Source organism: Streptomyces lasalocidi, assembly GCF_005280215.1.
GTDB lineage: Bacteria > Actinomycetota > Actinomycetes > Streptomycetales > Streptomycetaceae > Streptomyces > Streptomyces longwoodensis.
The window spans coordinates 3165476-3184965 of sequence record NZ_SZNQ01000001.1; the positions used below are offsets into that span (position 1 = coordinate 3165476).

Sequence of the window (19490 nt, forward strand, 5' to 3'; positions counted from 1 at the left end):
CGGACCGGGCCCCGCCCCCTCCCGCCGCGGCCCGCCTACCGCTGCAGCACGTCCAGGTCCTCGTCCGCCTCCGGCACGGACACCGTCCCGCGGTCGTCGGGGAGCGTCTGGATCGTGAAGCCGGGGGTGTCCTTGTCGGTGGACAGCAGGGTGCGCGACGCGTACACCGGCGCCCCCGAGACGTGCTCCACCGTGATCGCGTACGTGCCCTTCAGCCCCTGCGGCGCGGGCGGCACGACGTCCTGGGTCGTGCCGGGCTTGAGCGTGTACGTCTGGGACGCCGTCGCGCCGCCCTCGCTGCCCGCCGAGGACGTGACCTTCACCTGGGCCGTGCCGGTGGGCGCCGTCAGGGACAGCGTGGCGGCCTTGGCCCGGTTGTCGGCGACCGACGCGCGCGCGCCGACGGCGGCCGTGGCCGGGATGAACGCCGACTCCTGGTCGTCGCCCTTGCCGCGCACGACCCGGACGGCGGCGACGACCGGCACCGCGTCGTCCGTCGGCGTCAGCACCAGGGAGCCCGCCTCGCCGCGCGTGACGTCGCCCAGGTCGACCGAGGCCGACATCCCGCCCTTGACGTGCAGCGTCTCGTGGCCGGCCGGGGTGATCAGCCCCGTGGAGGAGGCCAGTTGGACCTTCAGGTCGGCGTCGGCGTGGCCGGGCGCGAAGGCGACCAGCCGCACGGACACGGCGTCCTTGGGGATGCCCGGGATCACCAGGCTGCCCGCCGGGTCGCCGGCCGAGGCCAGCCAGTCGCCGCCCAGCTTGTCGTCCAGGGCCTGGACGGCGGCCCCGACCCGTCCGCTGCGGACGTTGACGTGGACGGTGACCGCGTCCTGCTTCTCGGCGGTCAGCGTGGACAGCAGGACCGGGTCGCTCGCGTGCGGCGGGACCGTGATGCCCTCGCCGACGGTGGTCTGCAGGGCGCCGTCGGGGCCGTAGAGCTCGATGTCGACGACGGCGGCCGAGTCGTCGGGGTTGGTGAGGTGCACGTAGTCCGTGCGGTCGGCGGCCGTGCTGGCGCCGGGGAACCAGAACTCGGTGTCCGGGACGGTGCAGTTGACGCCGAGCAGGCCGCGGCCGGTGCCCGCGGCGACCTCGGTGGTCTGCTGGACGGTCCAGCCGGGCGCGTACGAGCCCTCGGCGGTGCCCAGGTACGCGGGCGTGGTGCCGCCGCTGGTGCTGCCGGTGGCCGGGGTGCCGGGCGCCTTCGGGACGAGGACGGGCTTGGCCGCCGTCTTCCCGCCCTTCTCCTTGGACTTGCCCGTCTTGCCGCCGGTCTTGCCGGTGGCGCCGGTGGACTCCTCGGTGGCGGCGGTCAGGTGGCCGGTGCCCTTGCCCGCCGCGCCCTTGGTGACGGGCGTGAACGACGTGTACGCGGTCTCCGCGAGGTCGGAGGTGCTGGGCGCCGGGCAGACCAGGCCGGTGCGCTCCACGGGCAGCTGGGCGGCCGCCCTGGCGGTGTCCGCGCCGGAGGTGTCGGGCGCGTCGAGCGCGGCGAATCCGGTGACGGCGGCGAGCGCGGCCACGCCGGCGAACAGGGACAAGGTCGTGCGGTTCACTGCTGGCTCCCGTCGGGGCGCTCGTGGCCGTGGGGGTGCTGCGGCGCCGGGTCGTACGCGGGGTCGTAGCCCTGGCCGTACGCCGGGTCGTAGGGCTGCTGCGGGTACGCCGTCGGGTCGTACGGCGCCTGCTGCGCCTGGCCGTCGTAGCCGTACGGGTCGTAGGAGCCGGCCTGGTAGGGGTCGTACGTCTGCTGGTCGTAGCCGCCCGCGGGGTACTGCGGGGCCCCCTGGTAGGCGCCGTCGGGGTAGCCCCCGTGGTCGCCGTCGGCGTACGTCGCCGGGGTGTCCCACTCGTCGTAGGGCCGCTGCTGCGGGACCACGGGCGGGGCCTGCGGGGTGCCGGGCGACGGGACGTCGTCGTCCTGGGCGCCCGCTTCGGCGGCCTCCGCGCGGTCGCGCAGGCGGCGGGCGCGGCGGCCCTCGCCGGCGACGGCCTCGGCCGGGACCGGCTCCTCCTCGGGGAGGTCGTCGTCGACGTCGCGGCGGCGGCCCGGCAGGGCCAGCACCACGAGGACAAGGGCGAGCAGGCCCTGCGTCCACAGCCACAGGGTGTGGGTGAACGGGTCGTCGTAGGTGACGTCCAGCTTCCCGCCGGAGGAGGGCAGCTCGAAGCCCTGGGCCCAGCCGTCGACGGTGGTGCGCTCCAGCGGCTTGCCGTCGAGGGTGGCCGTCCAGCCCTCGGCGGCGGAGTCGGCCAGGCGCAGGATCCGGCCGTCGGCGCCCGCGGGGACCGTGGTGTGCAGCTCGACGGGGCCGGCGGCGACCGGGGTCGGGGTGCCGGAGCCGGAGGCGGTGACGATCGCCGCGCGGGAGACCTCGCGGTCCACCGCCCACAGCGCGCTGCCGTCCTGTTGGCTGAGCCGCTTCAGGCCCGGGGTGGCGTCCAGCACGCGCGTGACCTCGCGCGGGGCGCCCTTGTGGACGAGGACGTACGCCACGGCGAACTTGCCGAGTTCGTCGGCCTGGTCGGCGCCGGAGCCGGCGACGAGGCTGGCGACGACCTTGTCGAGCCGGGCGTTCTCCCCGTCGGCGGCTGCCAGTTCGGCGTCGCCGAGGCGGGCGCCGGAGCCGCGCACCAGCATGTAGTCGACGTGGGCGGCGGAGTCGCTGTCCAGCACGAGGGTGCGGGCCTGGTCGCGGGTGCCCGCCTCCTCGGCGACGAACGCGGGCACCTGCACGGGGTCGCGGCGCTCCAGCGGCCCGTCGGCGCCGCCGATCATCCAGCCGACGGCGACGAGCAGCGGGCCCGCGGCCGAGGCGAAGGCGATCAGCGCGGCGACCGGCTGGCGCCAGCCGAAGCTCTGCTCGGCGACCCGCGCGCGTGCTCCGTCGGCGCCGAGCGCGGCGGCGGTGAGCAGGGCGATGCCGTAGACGAGGGTGGCGGGACCGGCCCACGTGGAGCCGTTGGACAGGACCGCGAAGACCAGGCCGGCCAGGGCCACCGCCCAGGCGGTGAGGACGCTGCGGTGGCGCTCGGCGCGCAGCAGGGCGGCCAGCGCGGCGAGGACGATGCCGATCAGCATCAGCCCGTGCACCGTGCCGGGGCCGCCGGGGCTGGCGCCGAGCAGGTCCAGCGGGGAGGCCGCGGAGGCGCCGTGGTCCAGGCCGGCCTGGGTGAAGAAGCCGAACGGCAGCAGGGACAGCGACCAGGGCGCCAGGACCAGCAGGGGGGTGCCCAGCTGGGCCAGGAAGCGCAGGCCGTAGGCGGGGAGGTCGGCGCGGCGCAGGGCCAGTACGGCGAGGGCGAGGACCAGCGCGATCGGCCACACGACGGGCGTGAACGCGGTGGTGACGGTCAGCAGCAGCGCGTAGGCCCAGGTGGCGCGCCAGCTGCCGCGCGTGCCCGGCCGGTGGGCGAGGCCGGCGGCAGCGACGCCCGCGCGGGCGAGGAGCGGCAGCAGCACCGCGAGGACGGCGGTGCCGACGCGGCCGCCGGCGAGCGCGCCGGTGGCGGCGGGCAGGAAGGCGTAGACGACGGCCGCCCAGGCGCGCAGCAGCCGGGACTCGACGAGGGGGCGGGAGGCGAAGTACGCGGTGAACCCGGCCAGGGGCACCGAGCAGACCAGCAGGACCGTCAGGGCGAGGCCGGTCGAGCCGAACAGCAGGGTGGCCAGGGTGGCGATGACCGCGAGGTAGGGCGGCGCGGACGGGGTGCCGCCGGCGCCGACCGGGTGCCAGGCGTCCGCGTAGCGCGACCACAGCTCGGAGGCGTCGGCCGGGGCGGGCAGCAGGGCGCCGCCGGCGAGCGCGCCGCCGCCGAGGAGGTTGCGGCAGGCGACCAGGGAGATCGCCAGCAGGAGCAGGAAGAGCACCGGGCCGGGCTTGCGGGCGATGCGCTTGAGGCGGGCGAACTGCTCGACCTCGAGGAAGTCGGCGTCGTCGCCGCCGGGCCCGGACTCCAGGCCGCCGCCGTGCCGGCCGGCCGAGGGCGCCTCGGCGTCTGAGGAGCCGAAGAGGTCGCCCGCGGCCTGTTCGACGGTGGCCCGCACGGTCGCGCCGGGCGGCGGGAACAGCGGCCGCAGCTCGTCCTTGTCGACGGCCGGGCGGCCGCGCCTCTTGCGTCCGGCGACGATCCGCTCGGGCCGCAGCAGCGTGCCCAGCAGGCCGCGGATCTCGTCGAGGGCCTGGCCGGGGACCTTGCCGACGAGGTAGGCGAGGGTGCGCAGCAGCGTGCCGACGACCACGCGCACGAGGACCCACGGCAGCGCCGCCGTACGGCTGTTGACGAGGAGGGTGTAGACGGCGCCGGCCTTGTCGACCTTGTGCGGGGAGGCGGTGGTGCGGCCCGCGCAGTCGACGGTTCGGCGCTCGCGGGAGGCCGCCTCGGCGTGCCGGACGACCGCCTCGGGGGCGACCAGGACGCGGTGGCCGGCGGCGTGCGCGCGCCAGCACAGGTCGACGTCGTCGCGCATCAGGGGCAGCCGGCGGTCGAAGCCGCCGAGCTGTTCGAAGACGTCGCGGCGGATCAGCATGCCCGCGGTGGACACCGACAGCACGGAGCGCACGTGGTCGTGCTGGCCCTGGTCCTGCTCGCGGCGGTCCAGGCCGGTCCAGCGGCGGCCGGAGGGGGCGATGGAGACGCCGACCTCCAGCAGCTGCCGGCGGTCGTACCAGCCGCGCAGCTTGGGGCCGACCACGGCCACGTCGTCGCGGCCCAGTTCGAGTTCGGTGTCGACGACGCGCAGCATCTCGGCCAGGGCGTCGGGCTCGGGCGCGCAGTCGTCGTGCAGCAGCCACAGCCACTGGACCGGTTCGCCGTACGGGAGTTCGGGCAGGTCGTAGGCGTCGTCGCGCCACGTGCGCGTGACGGGGTCCCAGCCGCTGGGGCGCTTGAGGTACGGCAGGTCGTCGGGGGTGAGGACCGGGGCCGTGCGGGTGGCCTCCTCGACGGCCTGGCCGAAGCCCGTGCGGCGGGCGAGGTGGAGGACCCGGTCGGCGCCGAGGGCCTCGGTGACCAGCTGCGCGGAGTGGTCGGCGCTGCCGGTGTCGGCGGCCATGACGGACTGCACGGACCGCTCCTGGCCGAGCAGGCCGGCGAGCGCGTCGGGCAGCCAGCGGGCCCCGTCGTGCGAGACGAGGACCGCGGTCACCACGTGACGCGGGAACTCGGGGGGACGGGTCGGGTCGGATCCCGGCAGGTGGGTCGGGTCGGATCCCGCCGTGGCAGCGGCGTCGTGATGCGCTGTCGAGTGGCTGTACGCGGACATCGAGGTACGGGCCCCGGTTCGATGGACTGCGGTGGACGCCTGTGCCGCGTGCGCACGGCGGGGCGTCTCGGACGAGCGCCCACACTATCGGCTGGGCATGACGACGGCCCGCCGCCTGTGGACAACCCACGGGCCACGGGCCGTTCGCACCGGTGGTGCGGACGCGGGCAGTGCCCTCGACGTGCGCGGTACGCGCGCGGGGGTGGCGCCCCCGGGTCAGACCGCCGCCTTCTTCAGGCGGCGCCGCTCCCTCTCGGACAGACCGCCCCAGATGCCGAAGCGTTCGTCGTTGGCGAGGGCGTACTCGAGGCATTCGGAGCGGACTTCGCAGGCGAGGCAGACCTTCTTCGCCTCGCGGGTGGAGCCGCCCTTCTCCGGAAAGAAGGACTCGGGGTCGGTCTGGGCGCACAGTGCGCGCTCCTGCCAGCCGAGTTCCTCGTCCGCGTCGTCGACCAGCAGTTGCTGCACCAGCTCGGTCATGTGCGCCCCTCGTCCGTTTCGCGTCCCCGTGACGTTGCCGTTACCGATCCCGGCTGAACGACACGAGTGAAATTACAAGTGTGCTGCTCCGGGCGAGTCAAGCCGAGATCTGCTATTGGGCCCCTTATTCACTCTGCGGAACCAAGGCCGTGCGTTAAGTGTTCAAATCGGCATAAACCTTGACACGCAGAGAGGGACCCCCGAGGGCCTCCTCCCCGGCTCGGCCCCGTGGGGGCCTGTACGGAGGAGGACGTCCTGGGGATCGATCCCGTTCCGACACGCGCGCCGAAGCGAACCGGATCACAGTCGGATCACGGGATCGCAACGGGGCTTGCGCGCCCGGCATGTGGCGCATGTGTCCCCGGTTCCCGGTGAACAAACCTTTCACCTGACAGATGAACCGGATGAGGTGAAACCCGTCCCACATTCCGGGTGCCGAGTTGACACCCCGGGTGTGAACCGCTGTCCTTGTGGGCATGCTCGCGAACTTGGCACCCACCTCGACCCGCTCCGCCGGGTCCGACGGTGCTGCCCGCGCTCGCCGTAGCTGTTGTTGCTGTTCCAGCTGTTGAGCCGACCGCGCTCCGGCTGACCCTCCCCTGAGTCCACCGCGACTCGGCTGTCTGTTCCCCGCCTGAACCAGGCCCCTCCTGTCCCCCGTGACCCGGGCGGACGGCACCGCGACACCCAGCCGACCCCCCACTCCGCCGAGGAACCACCGCACCCATGAACAGCGACAGCGACCTCCAGATCGCCGGCGACATCCTCGAAGTCCCGCACCTGCTCCAGACCCCCCGCGAGCACCCGGCCACCGTCGCCGAGTTCGCCGGTCTCGCCCGCTCGATCGCCGCCGACCGCTCCCAGTGGGCGCACCTGGTGCGCTACGACGCCACCACGCGCTGGTACCACCGGCTGCGCACCGGTCCCGGCTACGAGGTGTGGCTGCTGTCCTGGGTGCCCGGCCAGGGCAGCGGGTCGCACGACCACGGCCGCTCCTCGGGGGTGCTGACCGTGCTGTCCGGCACCCTGACCGAGCACACCCGGAGCGACACGCGCGCGTTGCGCGAGGGCGACCAGCGGGTGTTCGCGCCGGGCTACGTGCACGAGGTCGTCAACGACGCGCTGGAGCCGGCGGTCAGCCTGCACGTGTACTTCCCGGGGCTGACGGAGATGCCGATGCACACCGAGGCCCGCTGCGAGGCGAGTCCGGTCACCGCCTGACCCGCGAACCACGGGCCCGCGGACGCGGGCCGGTCACCGCCGGAGGACCGCGAGCCCGACCGCCGGAGGGCCGCGACCCCGACCGCCGGGTGACCGTGACCGGTCACCGCCCCCCGCGTTGTCCCACCCGCCTGCAAGACTTGGGCCATGCGCATTGTGGTTCTGGCAGGCGGCATCGGTGGTGCCCGGTTCCTGCGTGGTCTGAAGCGGGCCGCGCCCGACGCGGACGTCACCGTCATCGGCAACACCGGGGACGACATCCACCTCTTCGGGCTGAAGGTCTGCCCGGACCTCGACACGGTGATGTACACGCTCGGCGGCGGCATCAACGAGGAGCAGGGCTGGGGGCGGGCGGACGAGACCTTCCACCTCAAGCAGGAACTGGCCGCGTACGGCGTCGGACCGGAGTGGTTCGGACTGGGCGACCGGGACTTCGCCACGCACATCGTGCGGACGCAGATGCTCGGCGCCGGGTTCCCGCTCAGCGCGGTCACCGAGGCGCTGTGCGACCGCTGGCAGCCGGGCGTGCGGCTGATCCCGATGACCGACGACCGCGTCGAGACGCACGTCGCCGTCGAGGTCGACGGGGAGCGCAAGGCGATTCACTTCCAGGAGTACTGGGTGCGGCTGCGGGCGTCCGTGCCGGCCCAGGCGGTCGTGCCGGTGGGCGCCGAGCAGGCGAAGCCCGCGCCCGGCGTGCTGGAGGCGATCGCCGAGGCGGACGTCGTGCTCTTCCCGCCGTCGAACCCCGTCGTGTCCGTCGGCACGATCCTCGCCGTGCCCGGCATCCGCGAGGCGATCGCCGACGCGGGCGTGCCGGTGGTCGGGCTGTCCCCCATCGTCGGGGACGCGCCCGTGCGGGGCATGGCCGACAAGGTGCTCGCCGCCGTCGGCGTGGAGTCCACGGCCGCGGCGGTCGCCGAGCACTACGGCTCGGGGCTGCTGGACGGCTGGCTGGTCGACACCGTCGACGCGGGCGCGGTCGAGCGGGTCGAGGCGGCCGGCATCCGGTGCCGGGCCGTACCGCTGATGATGACGGACCTCGAGGCGACGGCGCGGATGGCCCGGGAGGCGCTGGCGCTGGCCGAGGAGGTGCGGGGAGCGTGAGCGAGCCCGTCGCGCAGGAGTACCGGGTCTGGGCGCCGTCGGGGCTGCCCGAGGTGCGGCCCGGGGACGACCTGGCCAAGCTGATCGCCACGGCCGAGCCGGGGCTCGCCGACGGGGACGTCGTCCTGGTCACCTCGAAGATCGTGTCCAAGGCGGAGGGGCGGATCGTCGAGGCCGCCGACCGGGAGGCCGCGATCGACGCCGAGACCGTGCGCGTCGTGGCCCGGCGCGGGACGCTGCGGATCGTGGAGAACCGGCAGGGGCTGGTCATGGCCGCCGCCGGGGTCGACGCGTCCAACACGCCCGCGGGCACCGTCCTGCTGCTGCCCGAGGACCCCGACGCCTCCGCGCGGGCCGTCCGCCGGGGCCTGCGCGACGCCCTCGGCGTCGACGTCGGCGTGGTCGTCACCGACACCTCCGGCCGGCCCTGGCGCTCGGGCCTCACGGACGTCGCGATCGGCGCCGCCGGCGTCCGCGTGCTGGACGACCTGCGCGGCGGCACGGACGCGTACGGCAACCCGCTCAGCGCGACGGTCGTGGCGACGGCGGACGAACTGGCCGCCGCCGGCGACCTCGTCAAGGGCAAGGCCGCCGGACGGCCGGTGGCCGTGGTCCGCGGACTGGCGCACGTCGTAACGTCCGGCGACGGGGACCACGGCGGCACGCACGGGGACGACGACGGCGCCCGGGCCATGGTGCGCGGGGCCCGGGACGACATGTTCCGGCTGGGCACCTCCGAGGCCGTGCGGCTGGCGGTCACCCAGCGGCGCACGGTCCGCGCCTTCACCGACGAGCCCGTCGACCCCGGCGCGGTCCGGCGGGCGGTGGCGGCGGCCGTGACGGCGCCCGCCCCGCACCACACGACGCCGTGGCGGTTCGTGCTGCTGGAGTCCGCCGGGTCCCGGACCCGGCTGCTGGACGCGATGCGCGACGCGTGGATCGCGGACCTGCGCCGGGACGGCCGGAGCGAGGAGTCGATCGCCCGGCGGGTCCGGCGCGGGGACGTCCTGCGCAACGCCCCGTACCTGGTGGTGCCCTGCCTGGTCATGGACGGCTCCCACACCTACGGCGACGCCCGGCGGGACGCGGCCGAGCGGGAGATGTTCGTGGTGGCCGCCGGGGCCGGCGTGCAGAACCTCCTCGTCGCGCTGGCCGGGGAGCGGCTGGGCTCGGCGTGGGTGTCGTCGACGATGTTCTGCCGGGACGTCGTACGGGACGTGCTGGGGCTGCCGGGCGACTGGGACCCGATGGGCGCGGTGGCCGTCGGGCACCCGGCGGAGGAACCCCGGCCCCGGGCCGAGCGGGACACGGGGGTGTTCATCGAGGTCCGGTGAGACGGGGGACACGCGAGGGGTGGTTCCGGGCGTGGGTGCGCTTACGCTCGTGGGGTTGCCTTCCTCGTTCTCCTAGGGACCCCCTTCGTGGCTGGACGTTTCGCTCCGCGGCCCACGCGCACCACCGCGCGCGGCGGCGAGGTCGTGGTGCCCGCGGCCCGGCCGGCGGCGACCGCGCCGACCGCCGGGCGGGTGCGGACGTACGCGCCCGACGGGCCCCTCGACCTCGGGCTGGTGCTCGGGCCGCTGCGGCGGGGCCCCGCCGACCCGACGTTCCGGGCGATGCCCGACGGGTCCGTGTGGCGGTCCAGCCTCACCCCGGCCGGCCCCGGGACGCTGCGGGTCTCGGCATACGGCGGTGCGGTGCGCGGCGAGGCGTGGGGACCCGGGGCCGACTGGCTGCTCGACCGGCTGCCGGAGATGGTCGGAGCGGCCGACGACCCGTCCGCGTTCGTGCCCCGGCACCGGCTGCTGGCCCACGCCCGGCACCGGCGGCCGGGCTTGCGGCTCACCCGGACCGGGCTGGTGCTGGAGTCGCTGATCCCGTCGGTCCTCGAGCAGAAGGTGACGACCGACGAGGCGTACCGGGCGTGGCGGCTGCTCGTACGGAAGTTCGGCGAGCCGGCGCCGGGACCCGCGGCCGGGGGGCGGCTGTGGGTGATGCCCGCGCCGCGGACCTGGGCACTGATCCCGTCGTGGGAGTGGCACCGGGCCGGCGTCGACAACAAGCGGGCCTCGACGATTCTGCGGGCCGTGCGGGTCGCGGCGCGGCTGGAGGAGGCGGTGGGGATGGAGCCGCGGGAGGCCCGCGCGCGGCTGGAAGTGGTGCCGGGCATCGGGCCGTGGACGTCGGCGGAGGCGGTGCAGCGCAGCCACGGGGCGGCGGACGAGGTGACCACCGGGGACCTGCACCTGCCGGGGATCGTGGGGTGGGCACTGGCCGGGGACCGGCACGCGGACGACGCGCTGATGCTGCGGTTGCTGGAGCCGTACGCGGGGCAGCGGCACCGGGCCGCGCGGTTGATCCTGCTGAGTGGGGCGGGGCCGGCGCGGCGGGCTCCGCGGATGCCTGTCGGCGACATCCGGGGGTTGTGACGGGCGGTCGGGATTCAGGGGCGCTCCTGACTCCGGGCGGCTGCTGGGGGCTGCGCCCCCAGACCCCCCTTCGGCCCTGGACGGGCCTCGTCCTCGAACGCCGGACGGGCTGGGAGGACGTGCCCTCGGCCGGAAGGCGAGGGACGGGGAGCACACGCCTCGCCGCGGAACGCCGCCTACTGGTCGGGTGAGAAGCGCAGCGCCCCCGCCGGGATCCTCGCGTCGCACCACACCCTCGCTCCCTCGCGGAGTTCGTTGTCCGCGCCGACGACCGCGCCGTCGCCGATGACCGTGCCGGTGAGGACGGAGCGTTCGCCGACGCGGGCGCGGGTGCCGATGAGGGAGTCGGTGATGACGGCGCCGGGTTCGATCACGGCGCCGGGGAGGATCGTGGAGCCGAAGACGCGGGCGCCCCCGGCGACGAAGGCGCCCTCGCCGACCACCGTGCCGCCGGTCAGCTTCGCGTCGGCGGCGACCGTGGCCGTCGGCAGGACGAGGCGGTCGCCGCAGCGGCCCGGCACCGCAGGCGACGGGGCGCGGCCGAGGACCAGGTCCGCCGAGCCGCGCACGAAGGCGGCCGGGGTGCCGAGGTCCAGCCAGTAGGTGGAATCGACCATGCCCTGCAGGTGCGCCCCGGCGGCGAGCAGGTCGGGGAAGGTCTCGCGCTCGACGGAGACGGGCCGGCCGGTGGGGATGGTGTCGATGACCGAGCGGCGGAAGACGTAGGCGCCCGCGTTGATCTGGTCGGTGACGATCTCCTCGGGCGTGGTCGGCTTCTCCAGGAACGCCAGCACCCGGCCGGTGGCGTCCGTGGGGACCAGGCCGTAGGCGCGCGGGTCCGTCACCCTGGTCAGGTGCAGCGAGACGTCCGCCCCGGTCTCCTCGTGGGTGGCCACCAGCCGGCGGATGTCCAGCCCGGTCAGGATGTCGCCGTTGAAGACCAGGACCGGGTCGTCGGGGCCGGAGCGCAGGCGGGAGGCGACGTTGCGGATCGCGCCGCCGGTGCCGAGGGGTTCCTCCTCGGTCACGTACTCCAGGTGCAGGCCCAGCGCGGAGCCGTCGCCGAAGTGCGGCTCGAAGACCTCGGCGAGGTAGCTCGTGGCGAGCACGATGTGGTCGACGCCCGCGGCCCTCGCCCGTGCCAACTGGTGGGTGAGGAACGGCACCCCCGCCGCCCGCACCATCGGCTTGGGCGTGTGCACCGTGAGCGGGCGCAGCCGGGTGCCCTTGCCGCCGACCAGGAGGATCGCTTCTGTCACCTGTCGTCTTCGCTTCCTGCCGGGACCGGCCGAACTGTCTTTCGGCCGGTCAGTGTATGCAGACCGGTGTGCGACGCCGTCGACGGCCGTGCGGTTCCCCGGCACGCCGGTCCCGGTCCCCGGCCTCAGCGCCCCTGGAGGCGCGCCGCCGACGAGCGGGCCGTGCCGAGCTTGCCGTAGAGCTGCCGCCCCGGGCATTCGGTGGCGAAGCCGTCGCGGTGGCCGGAGATGACGTTGAGTCGTACGTTCTTGCCCTTGCGGTAGAGGTTGCCACCGCCGGACTTCAGGTATGTCTTGCCCTTCGGATTGCCCCCGTAGAGGCCCAGCTTCCACGCGGTCAGCCGGGCGACGGCCGTCACCGCGGCGGTGGGCGGCTTGGCGCTGCCGAACGTGCCGATCACCGCGATGCCCATGCTGTTGGTGTTGAACCCGAGGGTGTGGGCACCCAGGACCGGCTTCGCCACTCCCCCGGCCCGGCCCTCGTAGATGGTCCCGCACTTGTCGACGAGGAAGTTGTAGCCGATGTCCCGCCAGCCCATGCTCCTGACGTGGTAGCGGTAGATGCCGCGGATGACCGAGGGGGCCTGGGAGCACGTGTAGGTGTTGCCCGTCGCGGTGTGGTGGACGAAGGCCGCCTTGACCTTCGCCGTGTAGACGAAGGACTTCTCCCGCAGCTTCTCGTCGGCGCCCCAGCCGCGGCGCGTGACGATGCGCGGGCGCGGGCCGATGTACGGCTTCGCCTTCTGAGCGGCCGTCAGCTGTCCCGAGCGCAGGGAGAGCAGTTCGCTGCGCGTCCGTGCGCGGTCGAGCGCGGGGATCTCCAGGGCGCCCACGGGGGCCAGGTCGGCGTTGGCCGCGGAGGCCGCCCGCGCCTCGGCGCCCAGGGCGGCCGGCCGCACCTGCCGGGTCCCGGCGGCCTCGGCGGAGAAGTGCGCAGCGCGGGCGTCCTCGGCTCCCGGGTCGATCAGTTCCAGGCGCAGGCCCCTCGGGAGCGCCGCCGCGGGGGCCTGCGGGGTGGTGCGCGCGGCCCGGGCCGCGCCGGTCCGGCCGTGCCGGCCGGTGTCCTCGCCGTGGACGCGGACCTCGACGCCGTCGGAGTCGCCGACCCACAGGGGGGCCGTGCCGGCCCGGACGTGCCCGGAGGTGCGCTCGGCGGTGCCGGGGTCGGCGCCGTGGTCGTCGTTGTGGGTCTCCAGGTCCTGCCAGCCGGACCAGGTGTGGGTGCCGGCGGCGCGGGTGCGGACCTGGACGCGGCCGTGCAGGGGGGTGTCGGGGTCGGTCCAGACGACACCGAGAAGGGAGAAGTGCCGTACGTCGCGGCGGGGCAGGCCCTGGTCGCCCGCGCCGCCGAGGGCCCGGTCGCGGGCCAGGGGGGCGAGGGGCAGGGACTGGGTGCTGCCGGGGAGGTCGGGGGTGACCGAGGCGGCGCGGGGCGGGGCGCCGGGGTCCTGGGGCGTGTCCGGGCGGGCGGCCCCGGCCACCGCGGTCGCCGCCTGCGCCATCGGCGCCGGGGGTTCCGGCGCCGCGCCGGCGGGTGGCGCCAGGGGCAGGGTGAGGGTGGCCGCACAGGTGACACCGAGTGAGGTAGCAAGCAATCCGTGCATGCCCCTGATCTTGGACATAGTCATACATATCTGTCCATCGGTGACTTGACGGTCAGTCGGGCGCCGTTCCGCCGAACCGGTGGCCCCCCGCCGGGCGGCGGCGCGGGTGGGGCGGGCGGGGGCGGCGTACGCTTGCGCGGGTGACTGCCACCGATCGCACCCCTGCCGACCTGCTGCGTTCCGCGCTCGCCGCGGACCCCGCGCGCCCGCTGGTGACCTTCTACGACGACGCCACGGGGGAACGGGTCGAACTGTCCGTGGCCACCTTCGCCAATTGGGTGGCCAAGACCGCGAACCTCCTCCAGGACGGGATGTCCGCCGAGCCCGGTGACCGGGTCGCGCTGCTGCTGCCCGCGCACTGGCAGACGGCGGTGTGGCTGGTGGCGTGCTCATCGGTGGGCGTCGTCGCGGACGTCGCGGGCGATCCGGCGCGGGCGGACTTCGTGGTGGCCGGGCCGGACGGCATCGAGGCGGGCCGGGCCTGCCGGGGCGAGCGGTACGCGCTGTCGCTGGCACCGCTCGGGCGGCGCTTCGTGCCGGGGCCGCCGCAGGGGTACGCCGACTACGCCGTGGAGGTGCCGACGTACGGGGACCGCTTCGTGCCGTACGCGCCGGTCGACCCGGAGGAGCCGGCGCTGATCGTGGCCGGGGCGGAGTACACCGGGGCGGAGATCGTGGAGCGGGCCCGCGGCGAGGCCGAGGCGCTGGGGCTGCTCGGCCCGGGCTCACGACTGTTGTCCGGGCTGGGCTACGACACCTGGGAGGGCCTGAGCGCGGGCCTGTACGCACCGCTCGCGAGCGGCGGCTCGGTGGTGCTGTGCCGCCACCTGGACCGGGCATCCGAGGAAACCCTCACCAAGCGCATCGACAGCGAACGCGTCACGTCCACGGCCCGCTGAACCGACCCGGGCCTCACGACCGACGACACCCCGACCCACCTCAAGGGGCGCGGGGAACTGCGCGACCAGCCCCCACCCACCCGCACCCGGCGCACCACCCCTGACCCCCCCCTCACCGCCACCGCCCCCGCCCCACCCCCGGCAGGGCCCGTCACCCGTTCGGCCCATCCCACGCCCCCACCCCACCCCCTCCCGGCCGATGATCGAAGCGCAGGACTCCGCACTGACGGCGTTGGACGACGTGAGGGGTGGTGGCGGGTGTGGTCGACGGACGCCGGTCCGCGCGGCCCCGGACGGGTTCGGCCGCCGGGGCCCACGCCAGCCGCGCCGGGCTCGTACGCCGCCGGCGCCGCCGCTGGCTGTACGGCGGAGCCCTCGGCGCCGCCGTGACGCTGATCGGCGTCTCGGTCGCCGGGTCGATCGTCTACGCCAAGCTCAGCGCCAACATCACCCCCGACGAGGCCGCCGCCGCCGAGCTCGCCCGGTACGAGAAGGAGCGGCCCACCGCGCTGGTCAAGGGCGCGCAGAACATCCTGCTGATCGGGTCGGACTCGCGGGCGGGCGCCGGCAACGGCAAGTACGGCAGGGACTCCGGGACGGAGCGCTCGGACACCACGATCCTGCTGCACCTCAGCGCGGACCGGCGCTCCGCGACGGCCGTCTCCCTCCCCCGGGACCTCATGGTGGACGTGCCGGGCTGCCGGCGGCGCGACGGCAGCCGGGGCGAGCCGATGTTCGCCATGTTCAACTACGCCTTCCAGACGGGCGGTTCGGCGTGCACCGTGCGGACCGTCGAGAAGCTGACCGGCGTGCGGGTGGACCACCACGTCGTGGTGGACTTCAGCGGGTTCAAGGACATGGTCGACGCGGTGGACGGCGTCGAGGTCTGCCTGGACGAGCCCATCGACGACAAGGCGGCCAAGCTGCGGCTGCCGGCCGGCCGGGTCACCCTCGACGGCGAACAGGCCCTCGGCTACGTACGGGCCCGCAAGTCGCTCGGCAACGGCAGCGACACCGACCGCATGGACCGCCAGCAGCGGTTCCTGTCCGCGCTGGTGACCAAGGTGCGCGGCAACGACGTCCTGCTGAACCCGGTGAAGCTCTACCCGGTGCTGGACGCGGCGACGTCGTCGCTGACCACCGACCCGGCGCTGGCGAGCCTGCACGGCCTGTACGACCTGGTGCGCGGCCTGCGCGACATCCCCGCCTCACGGGTCCGCTTCCTGACCGTGCCGAGGGAGGCGTACGCCTACGACGCCAACCGCGACCAGCTCGTGCAGCCGGCCGCGGAGAACCTCTTCCGGCGGCTGCGCACCGACCGGCCCATCGCGGTGAGCGCGGCCTCGGCACGGGAGGCGGCCGACAAGTCCGCCGCCGCGTTCCGCGGCCGGACCGCCGCCGACGACATCTGCGGGTAAAGGCCCGCCCAAGCGGAGCGCAACGGAAGAACCAGGGTTCAGGGAAATGCGGCGTATTGCCCGGTTGTAGGGACGTGGAATGTGTCACCGTCGTCGCTCGACGGCGTACCGGCCGGATAGTGTGAGCGATCCGGTGCACCCGGCCAGAGGTCCGTCCTGGGGTCGTGCACTGTGTGACAAGTCCCGAGCGCCTTTTGAGGGGGGAAGGCGCCGCGTGGCCCCTACGGAGGATTCGGACAACCGTGGACGCGCAAGGCCGTGGGCGGGCGGAGAACATCGACCCCGCAGACCAGTGGGTGCTCAATCCGGACACCGGCGAATACGAACTGCGACTGGCTCCTTCCGCAGCGCAACCGTCGGTCCCCGGACCGCGTGCGGCCGCCCCCGGCCGGACCGGCTCCTCGGGCAGGGGGACCCGGGGCCGTACGACCGCTCCCGACCGGGACGCGACGGAGCCCGAGGTGCCGCCGCAGCGTAGGCGCCGCGGCGCCCCCGCGCAGGAGCCGCCGGGCCGGCGCGGCCGACGGCCGGTGAAGAAGAAGTCGAAGACCAAGAAGGTCCTGCTGTGGACCGGCGGGATCATGGCGTTCGTGCTGGTGGGCACCGCGGGCGCCGCGTACCTGTACGTGGAGCACCTCAACGGCAACATCAAGTCGGTCTCCGACGACGGCGCGAGCACCGGTGGCTTCAACAAGGACAAGGCCATCAACATCCTGCTGATCGGCACCGACAAGCGCACGGGCGCGGGCAACGAGGGCTACGGCGACGCGGGCAGCGTCGGCCACGCGGACACCACGATCCTGCTGCACGTCTCCAAGGACCGCACCAACGCGACCGCGCTGAGCATCCCGCGCGACCTGATCGTGGACGTCCCGGACTGCCCGACCGAGCAGGAGGACGGCTCCACCAAGGTCATCAAGGGCACGGAGAAGGCCCGGTTCAACACGAGCCTCGGCCAGGACGGCCGGACGCCCAGCTGCACGATGCGCACGGTGACCGAGCTGACCGGGATCACCCCGGACGACTTCATGGTGGCCGACTTCAACGCGGTCAAGACGCTGACCACGGCGGTCGGCGGGGTCGAGGTGTGCCTGGCCAAGGACATCGACGACGCCGACTCGCACCTGAAGCTGAGCAAGGGCACGCACCTGATCGAAGGCGAGCAGGCGCTGGCGTTCGTGCGCACCCGGCACTCGGTGGGCTTCGGCGGCGACCTGAGCCGCATCCAGATCCAGCAGCAGTTCCTCTCCGCGCTGATGCGCAAGCTGAAGTCGAACGACACCCTGACCAGCCCCACCAAGATGATCAAGCTGGCGGAGGCGGGCACCAAGGCGCTCACGGTCGACTCCCAGCTGGACAGCATCGACAAGCTGAAGGACCTGGGAATGGAGCTGGGCAAGCTCAACACCAAGAACCTGACCTTCACCACCGTCCCGGTCGTCGACAACCCGGCGGAGAAGGTGAAGGCCACCGTCGTGCTCAACGCGAGCACGGCACCCACCGTCTTCCAGATGATCAAGGACGACGTCTCCTTCACCGCGGTGAAGAAGAAGGCACAGGCGTCCAAGAACGCGGCCGCCGCCGCGGCCGCCGCCCGGCTCAAGGGCCCCCAGTCCGCGGCGTCCGAGGTGCGGGTGCGGATCCTCAACGGCGGCGCCGTGGCCGGCAGCGCACAGTCCACTCTCAGCTGGCTGCAGAACGATGAGGGCGTGACCAAGTCGGAGAACGCGGGCAACGCCCCGGCGCAGCTGGGCAGCACGACCCTCGAGTACGCCCCCGACCAGGCGGCCCAGGCACGCAAGCTGGCCGCCGTGATGGGGCTGCCCGGCACGGCGCTCAAGCCGGGCCGGAGCGTCACCAACGCCCAGGGGCTGCCGACCATGACCCTCACCCTGGGCAAGGACTTCAAGGGCCCGGGCGTCTCGGTGACGGCGCCGACCGCGGTGCCGGACACGGTGCAGAAGTCCACGGCGGACAAGGTCGAGTGCGCCAAGTAGTGACCGAAACGGTCCGCCACGCGTCTAGGTAGACGCGGGGCGGACTCGTACAACGAGAGAGCAGCCCCGCGCGTCTAACGCGACGCGGGTGGGAGACCCGTGTCTGGGTGCACGGCGGGGAGGGCAGGGGATGGCGCAGAGCAGCGTGCGGGGGGAGGTTCCCGCGGTCGAGGACACGATGTCCCTCACACCGCAGGACCAGGAACCCACAAAAGGCACGGGACCCGGCGGTCCGGACGACGGCGCGAGCGGTGAGGGCGGCGAGGGCGGCAGACGCGGCAAGGGCGGCGGCCACCCCCGGCGCAGACGGCGCGTGCTGCGCTGGTCGGCGACGGTACTGGCGGTGGTGATACTCGGCACGGCGGGGGCCGGCTATCTCTACTACCAGCACCTCAACGGCAACATCAGGAGCGACGACCTCAACCTCGGCGACGCCAAGGACCGGGCCGCGCAGACCAAGGCCAACGCGGCGGGGCAGACCCCGCTGAACATCCTGCTGATCGGCTCCGACGCCCGCGACACCGCGGAGAACCAGAAGCTCGGCGGCGCCCGGGACACCTTCGGCGGCCCCCCGCTCGCGGACGTCCAGATGCTGCTGCACGTCTCGGCCGACCGCTCCAACATGTCCGTGGTGAGCATCCCGCGCGACACCCTGCTGTCCCTGCCCAAGTGCACCGACCCGGACGACGGCAAGGTCTACCCGGCGACCCGGGGCCGGATGATGGCCAACGAGTCGCTGGGCCGCGGCGGCCCCGGCTGCACGGTGGCGACCTGGGAGAAGCTCACCGGCATCCACATCGACCACTTCATGATGATCGACTTCTCGGGCGTGGTGTCGATGGCGGACGCCATCGGCGGCGTCCCGGTGTGCGTCGACGCCAACGTCTACTCGCACACCTCCGCCGGCAAGGGCTCCGGCCTGAAGCTGCGCAAGGGCACCACCGACGTCAAGGGCGAGCAGGCCCTGCAGTGGCTGCGCACGCGCTACGGCTTCGAGGACGACACCGACCTGGCCCGCGCCAAGGCCCAGCACATGTACATGAACTCGATGGTCCGCGAGCTGCGCGCCAGCGCCAAGCTGACCAGCCCCAACAAGCTGCGCAAGCTCGCCGAGGCCGCGACGAAGGCGATCACCGTCGACAACGGCCTGGACAGCATCAAGAAGATGTACGACCTCGCCGACGAGCTCCAGCGGGTGCCGACCGAGCGGATCACCATGACGACGATGCCCAACCGGTACGTCGGCAGCCGCGTGGAGCCCACCGAGGACGCCGAGACCCTGTTCCGGATGGTCCGCGACGACGTCGCGCTCGACGGCAAGGACAAGCCGAAGCCCGCCGCGACCGCCTCGGCCACCCCGACGGCCACGGCCGACGCGCCCGCCGCCATCGCGGTGCAGGTCCTCAACGGCACGGCCACCGACACCCAGGCGGCGGTCCGCGGGCGGGCCGGCACGATCGCGGACCTGCTGACCGGCAAGGGCTTCACGCGGGCGGTCGCGGACCACACCGCGGCCGCGGCCGAGCCGACGACGGTCGTGCGCTACCCGAGTGCCGACCTCCAGGCCGACGCGCAGGTCGTGGCGCGGGCCCTGGGCCTCCCGGCGAGCGCGGTGAAGAAGTCCACCGACGTCTCCGGCATCACGCTCGTCGTGGGCGCCGACTGGCGCTCCGGCACCGCCTACCGGGCCCCCGTCAAGAAGGACACGACCCCCGACTCGGCGCAGGCGATCAACGCCGCCGACACCAGCCAGTGCATGCACGTGGACCCGGCCTACGTCTGGTAGGCCGGGCCCTGGGACACCCGG

Annotated in this window: 13 protein-coding genes; 8 read left to right on the forward strand and 5 right to left on the reverse strand. The window is 74.3% G+C overall.

What is annotated here, in order from left to right; all coding sequences use genetic code 11:
- Window positions 1–35: 35 nt before the first annotated feature.
- The 3 genes from E4U91_RS14030 to E4U91_RS14040 all read right to left on the reverse strand — a co-directional run bounded on the left by E4U91_RS14030 (window position 36) and on the right by E4U91_RS14040 (window position 5749).
- Window positions 36–1559, reverse strand: coding sequence for a DUF5719 family protein (locus tag E4U91_RS14030; RefSeq protein WP_137307171.1), 1524 nt, complete (start codon window positions 1557–1559; stop codon window positions 36–38).
- Window positions 1556–5269: a glycosyltransferase family 2 protein gene (locus E4U91_RS14035; protein WP_137307172.1), complete on the reverse strand. Its 3714-nt coding sequence runs from the start codon at window positions 5267–5269 to the stop codon at window positions 1556–1558. Before E4U91_RS14035 ends, E4U91_RS14030 begins: the two co-directional genes overlap by 4 nt.
- 216 nt (window positions 5270–5485) lie before the next feature.
- A complete protein-coding gene (locus E4U91_RS14040) occupies window positions 5486–5749 on the reverse strand; it encodes a WhiB family transcriptional regulator (protein ID WP_003975777.1) in 264 nt (87 codons plus the stop codon).
- 726 nt (window positions 5750–6475) lie between these two features.
- Here E4U91_RS14040 and E4U91_RS14045 point away from each other — a divergent pair.
- The 4 genes from E4U91_RS14045 to E4U91_RS14060 all read left to right on the forward strand — a co-directional run bounded on the left by E4U91_RS14045 (window position 6476) and on the right by E4U91_RS14060 (window position 10506).
- Window positions 6476–6970 (forward strand): cysteine dioxygenase, encoded by a 495-nt coding sequence (locus E4U91_RS14045; protein ID WP_067233642.1) that lies wholly within the window; start codon window positions 6476–6478, stop codon window positions 6968–6970.
- Between the two features lie 147 nt (window positions 6971–7117).
- Window positions 7118–8077: a 2-phospho-L-lactate transferase gene (gene cofD, locus E4U91_RS14050; protein ID WP_137307173.1), complete on the forward strand. Its 960-nt coding sequence runs from the start codon at window positions 7118–7120 to the stop codon at window positions 8075–8077.
- Entirely contained in the window at window positions 8074–9411 is a 1338-nt protein-coding gene (locus E4U91_RS14055) for a coenzyme F420-0:L-glutamate ligase (protein WP_137307174.1), read from the forward strand. Before cofD ends, E4U91_RS14055 begins: the two co-directional genes overlap by 4 nt.
- Before the next feature lie 87 nt (window positions 9412–9498).
- Window positions 9499–10506, forward strand: a complete 1008-nt coding sequence (locus E4U91_RS14060; protein WP_137307175.1) for a DNA-3-methyladenine glycosylase family protein — start codon at window positions 9499–9501, stop codon at window positions 10504–10506.
- Window positions 10507–10682: 176 nt separating this feature from the next.
- Here the strand turns inward: E4U91_RS14060 and manB are convergent, their stop codons facing one another.
- Together manB and E4U91_RS14070 are read right to left on the reverse strand one after the other, a co-directional pair.
- On the reverse strand, window positions 10683–11765 hold the full coding sequence (gene manB / locus E4U91_RS14065) for a mannose-1-phosphate guanylyltransferase (RefSeq protein WP_137307176.1): 1083 nt from the start codon (window positions 11763–11765) through the stop codon (window positions 10683–10685).
- A gap of 125 nt (window positions 11766–11890) precedes the next feature.
- Window positions 11891–13369 carry a peptidoglycan recognition protein family protein gene (locus tag E4U91_RS14070; protein WP_137307177.1) on the reverse strand — a complete coding sequence of 493 codons (1479 nt, stop codon included), beginning with the start codon at window positions 13367–13369 and terminating at the stop codon, window positions 11891–11893.
- Window positions 13370–13509: 140 nt separating this feature from the next.
- Between E4U91_RS14070 and E4U91_RS14075 the strand changes: the two genes are divergently transcribed.
- From E4U91_RS14075 to E4U91_RS14090, 4 genes are all read left to right on the forward strand, one after another.
- Window positions 13510–14268 (forward strand): TIGR03089 family protein, encoded by a 759-nt coding sequence (locus E4U91_RS14075; protein WP_137307178.1) that lies wholly within the window; start codon window positions 13510–13512, stop codon window positions 14266–14268.
- 260 nt (window positions 14269–14528) lie between these two features.
- On the forward strand, window positions 14529–15686 hold the full coding sequence (locus tag E4U91_RS14080) for an LCP family protein (RefSeq protein ID WP_137307179.1): 1158 nt from the start codon (window positions 14529–14531) through the stop codon (window positions 15684–15686).
- Between the two features lie 242 nt (window positions 15687–15928).
- A complete protein-coding gene (locus E4U91_RS14085) occupies window positions 15929–17683 on the forward strand; it encodes an LCP family protein (RefSeq protein WP_137307180.1) in 1755 nt (584 codons plus the stop codon).
- 130 nt (window positions 17684–17813) lie between these two features.
- Complete coding sequence (locus E4U91_RS14090; RefSeq protein WP_137307181.1) at window positions 17814–19469, forward strand: LCP family protein; 1656 nt, start codon at window positions 17814–17816, stop codon at window positions 19467–19469.
- Window positions 19470–19490: the final 21 nt, after the last annotated feature.

Coding starts and splice junctions, on each gene's coding strand:
- E4U91_RS14035 (WP_137307172.1), bottom strand. CDS start 5,269: ATGTCCGCGTACAGCCACTCGACAGCGCATCACGACGCCGCTGCCACG.
- E4U91_RS14040 (WP_003975777.1), bottom strand. CDS start 5,749: ATGACCGAGCTGGTGCAGCAACTGCTGGTCGACGACGCGGACGAGGAA.
- E4U91_RS14045 (WP_067233642.1), top strand. CDS start 6,476: ATGAACAGCGACAGCGACCTCCAGATCGCCGGCGACATCCTCGAAGTC.
- cofD (WP_137307173.1), top strand. CDS start 7,118: ATGCGCATTGTGGTTCTGGCAGGCGGCATCGGTGGTGCCCGGTTCCTG.
- E4U91_RS14070 (WP_137307177.1), bottom strand. CDS start 13,369: ATGCACGGATTGCTTGCTACCTCACTCGGTGTCACCTGTGCGGCCACC.
- E4U91_RS14090 (WP_137307181.1), top strand. CDS start 17,814: ATGGCGCAGAGCAGCGTGCGGGGGGAGGTTCCCGCGGTCGAGGACACG.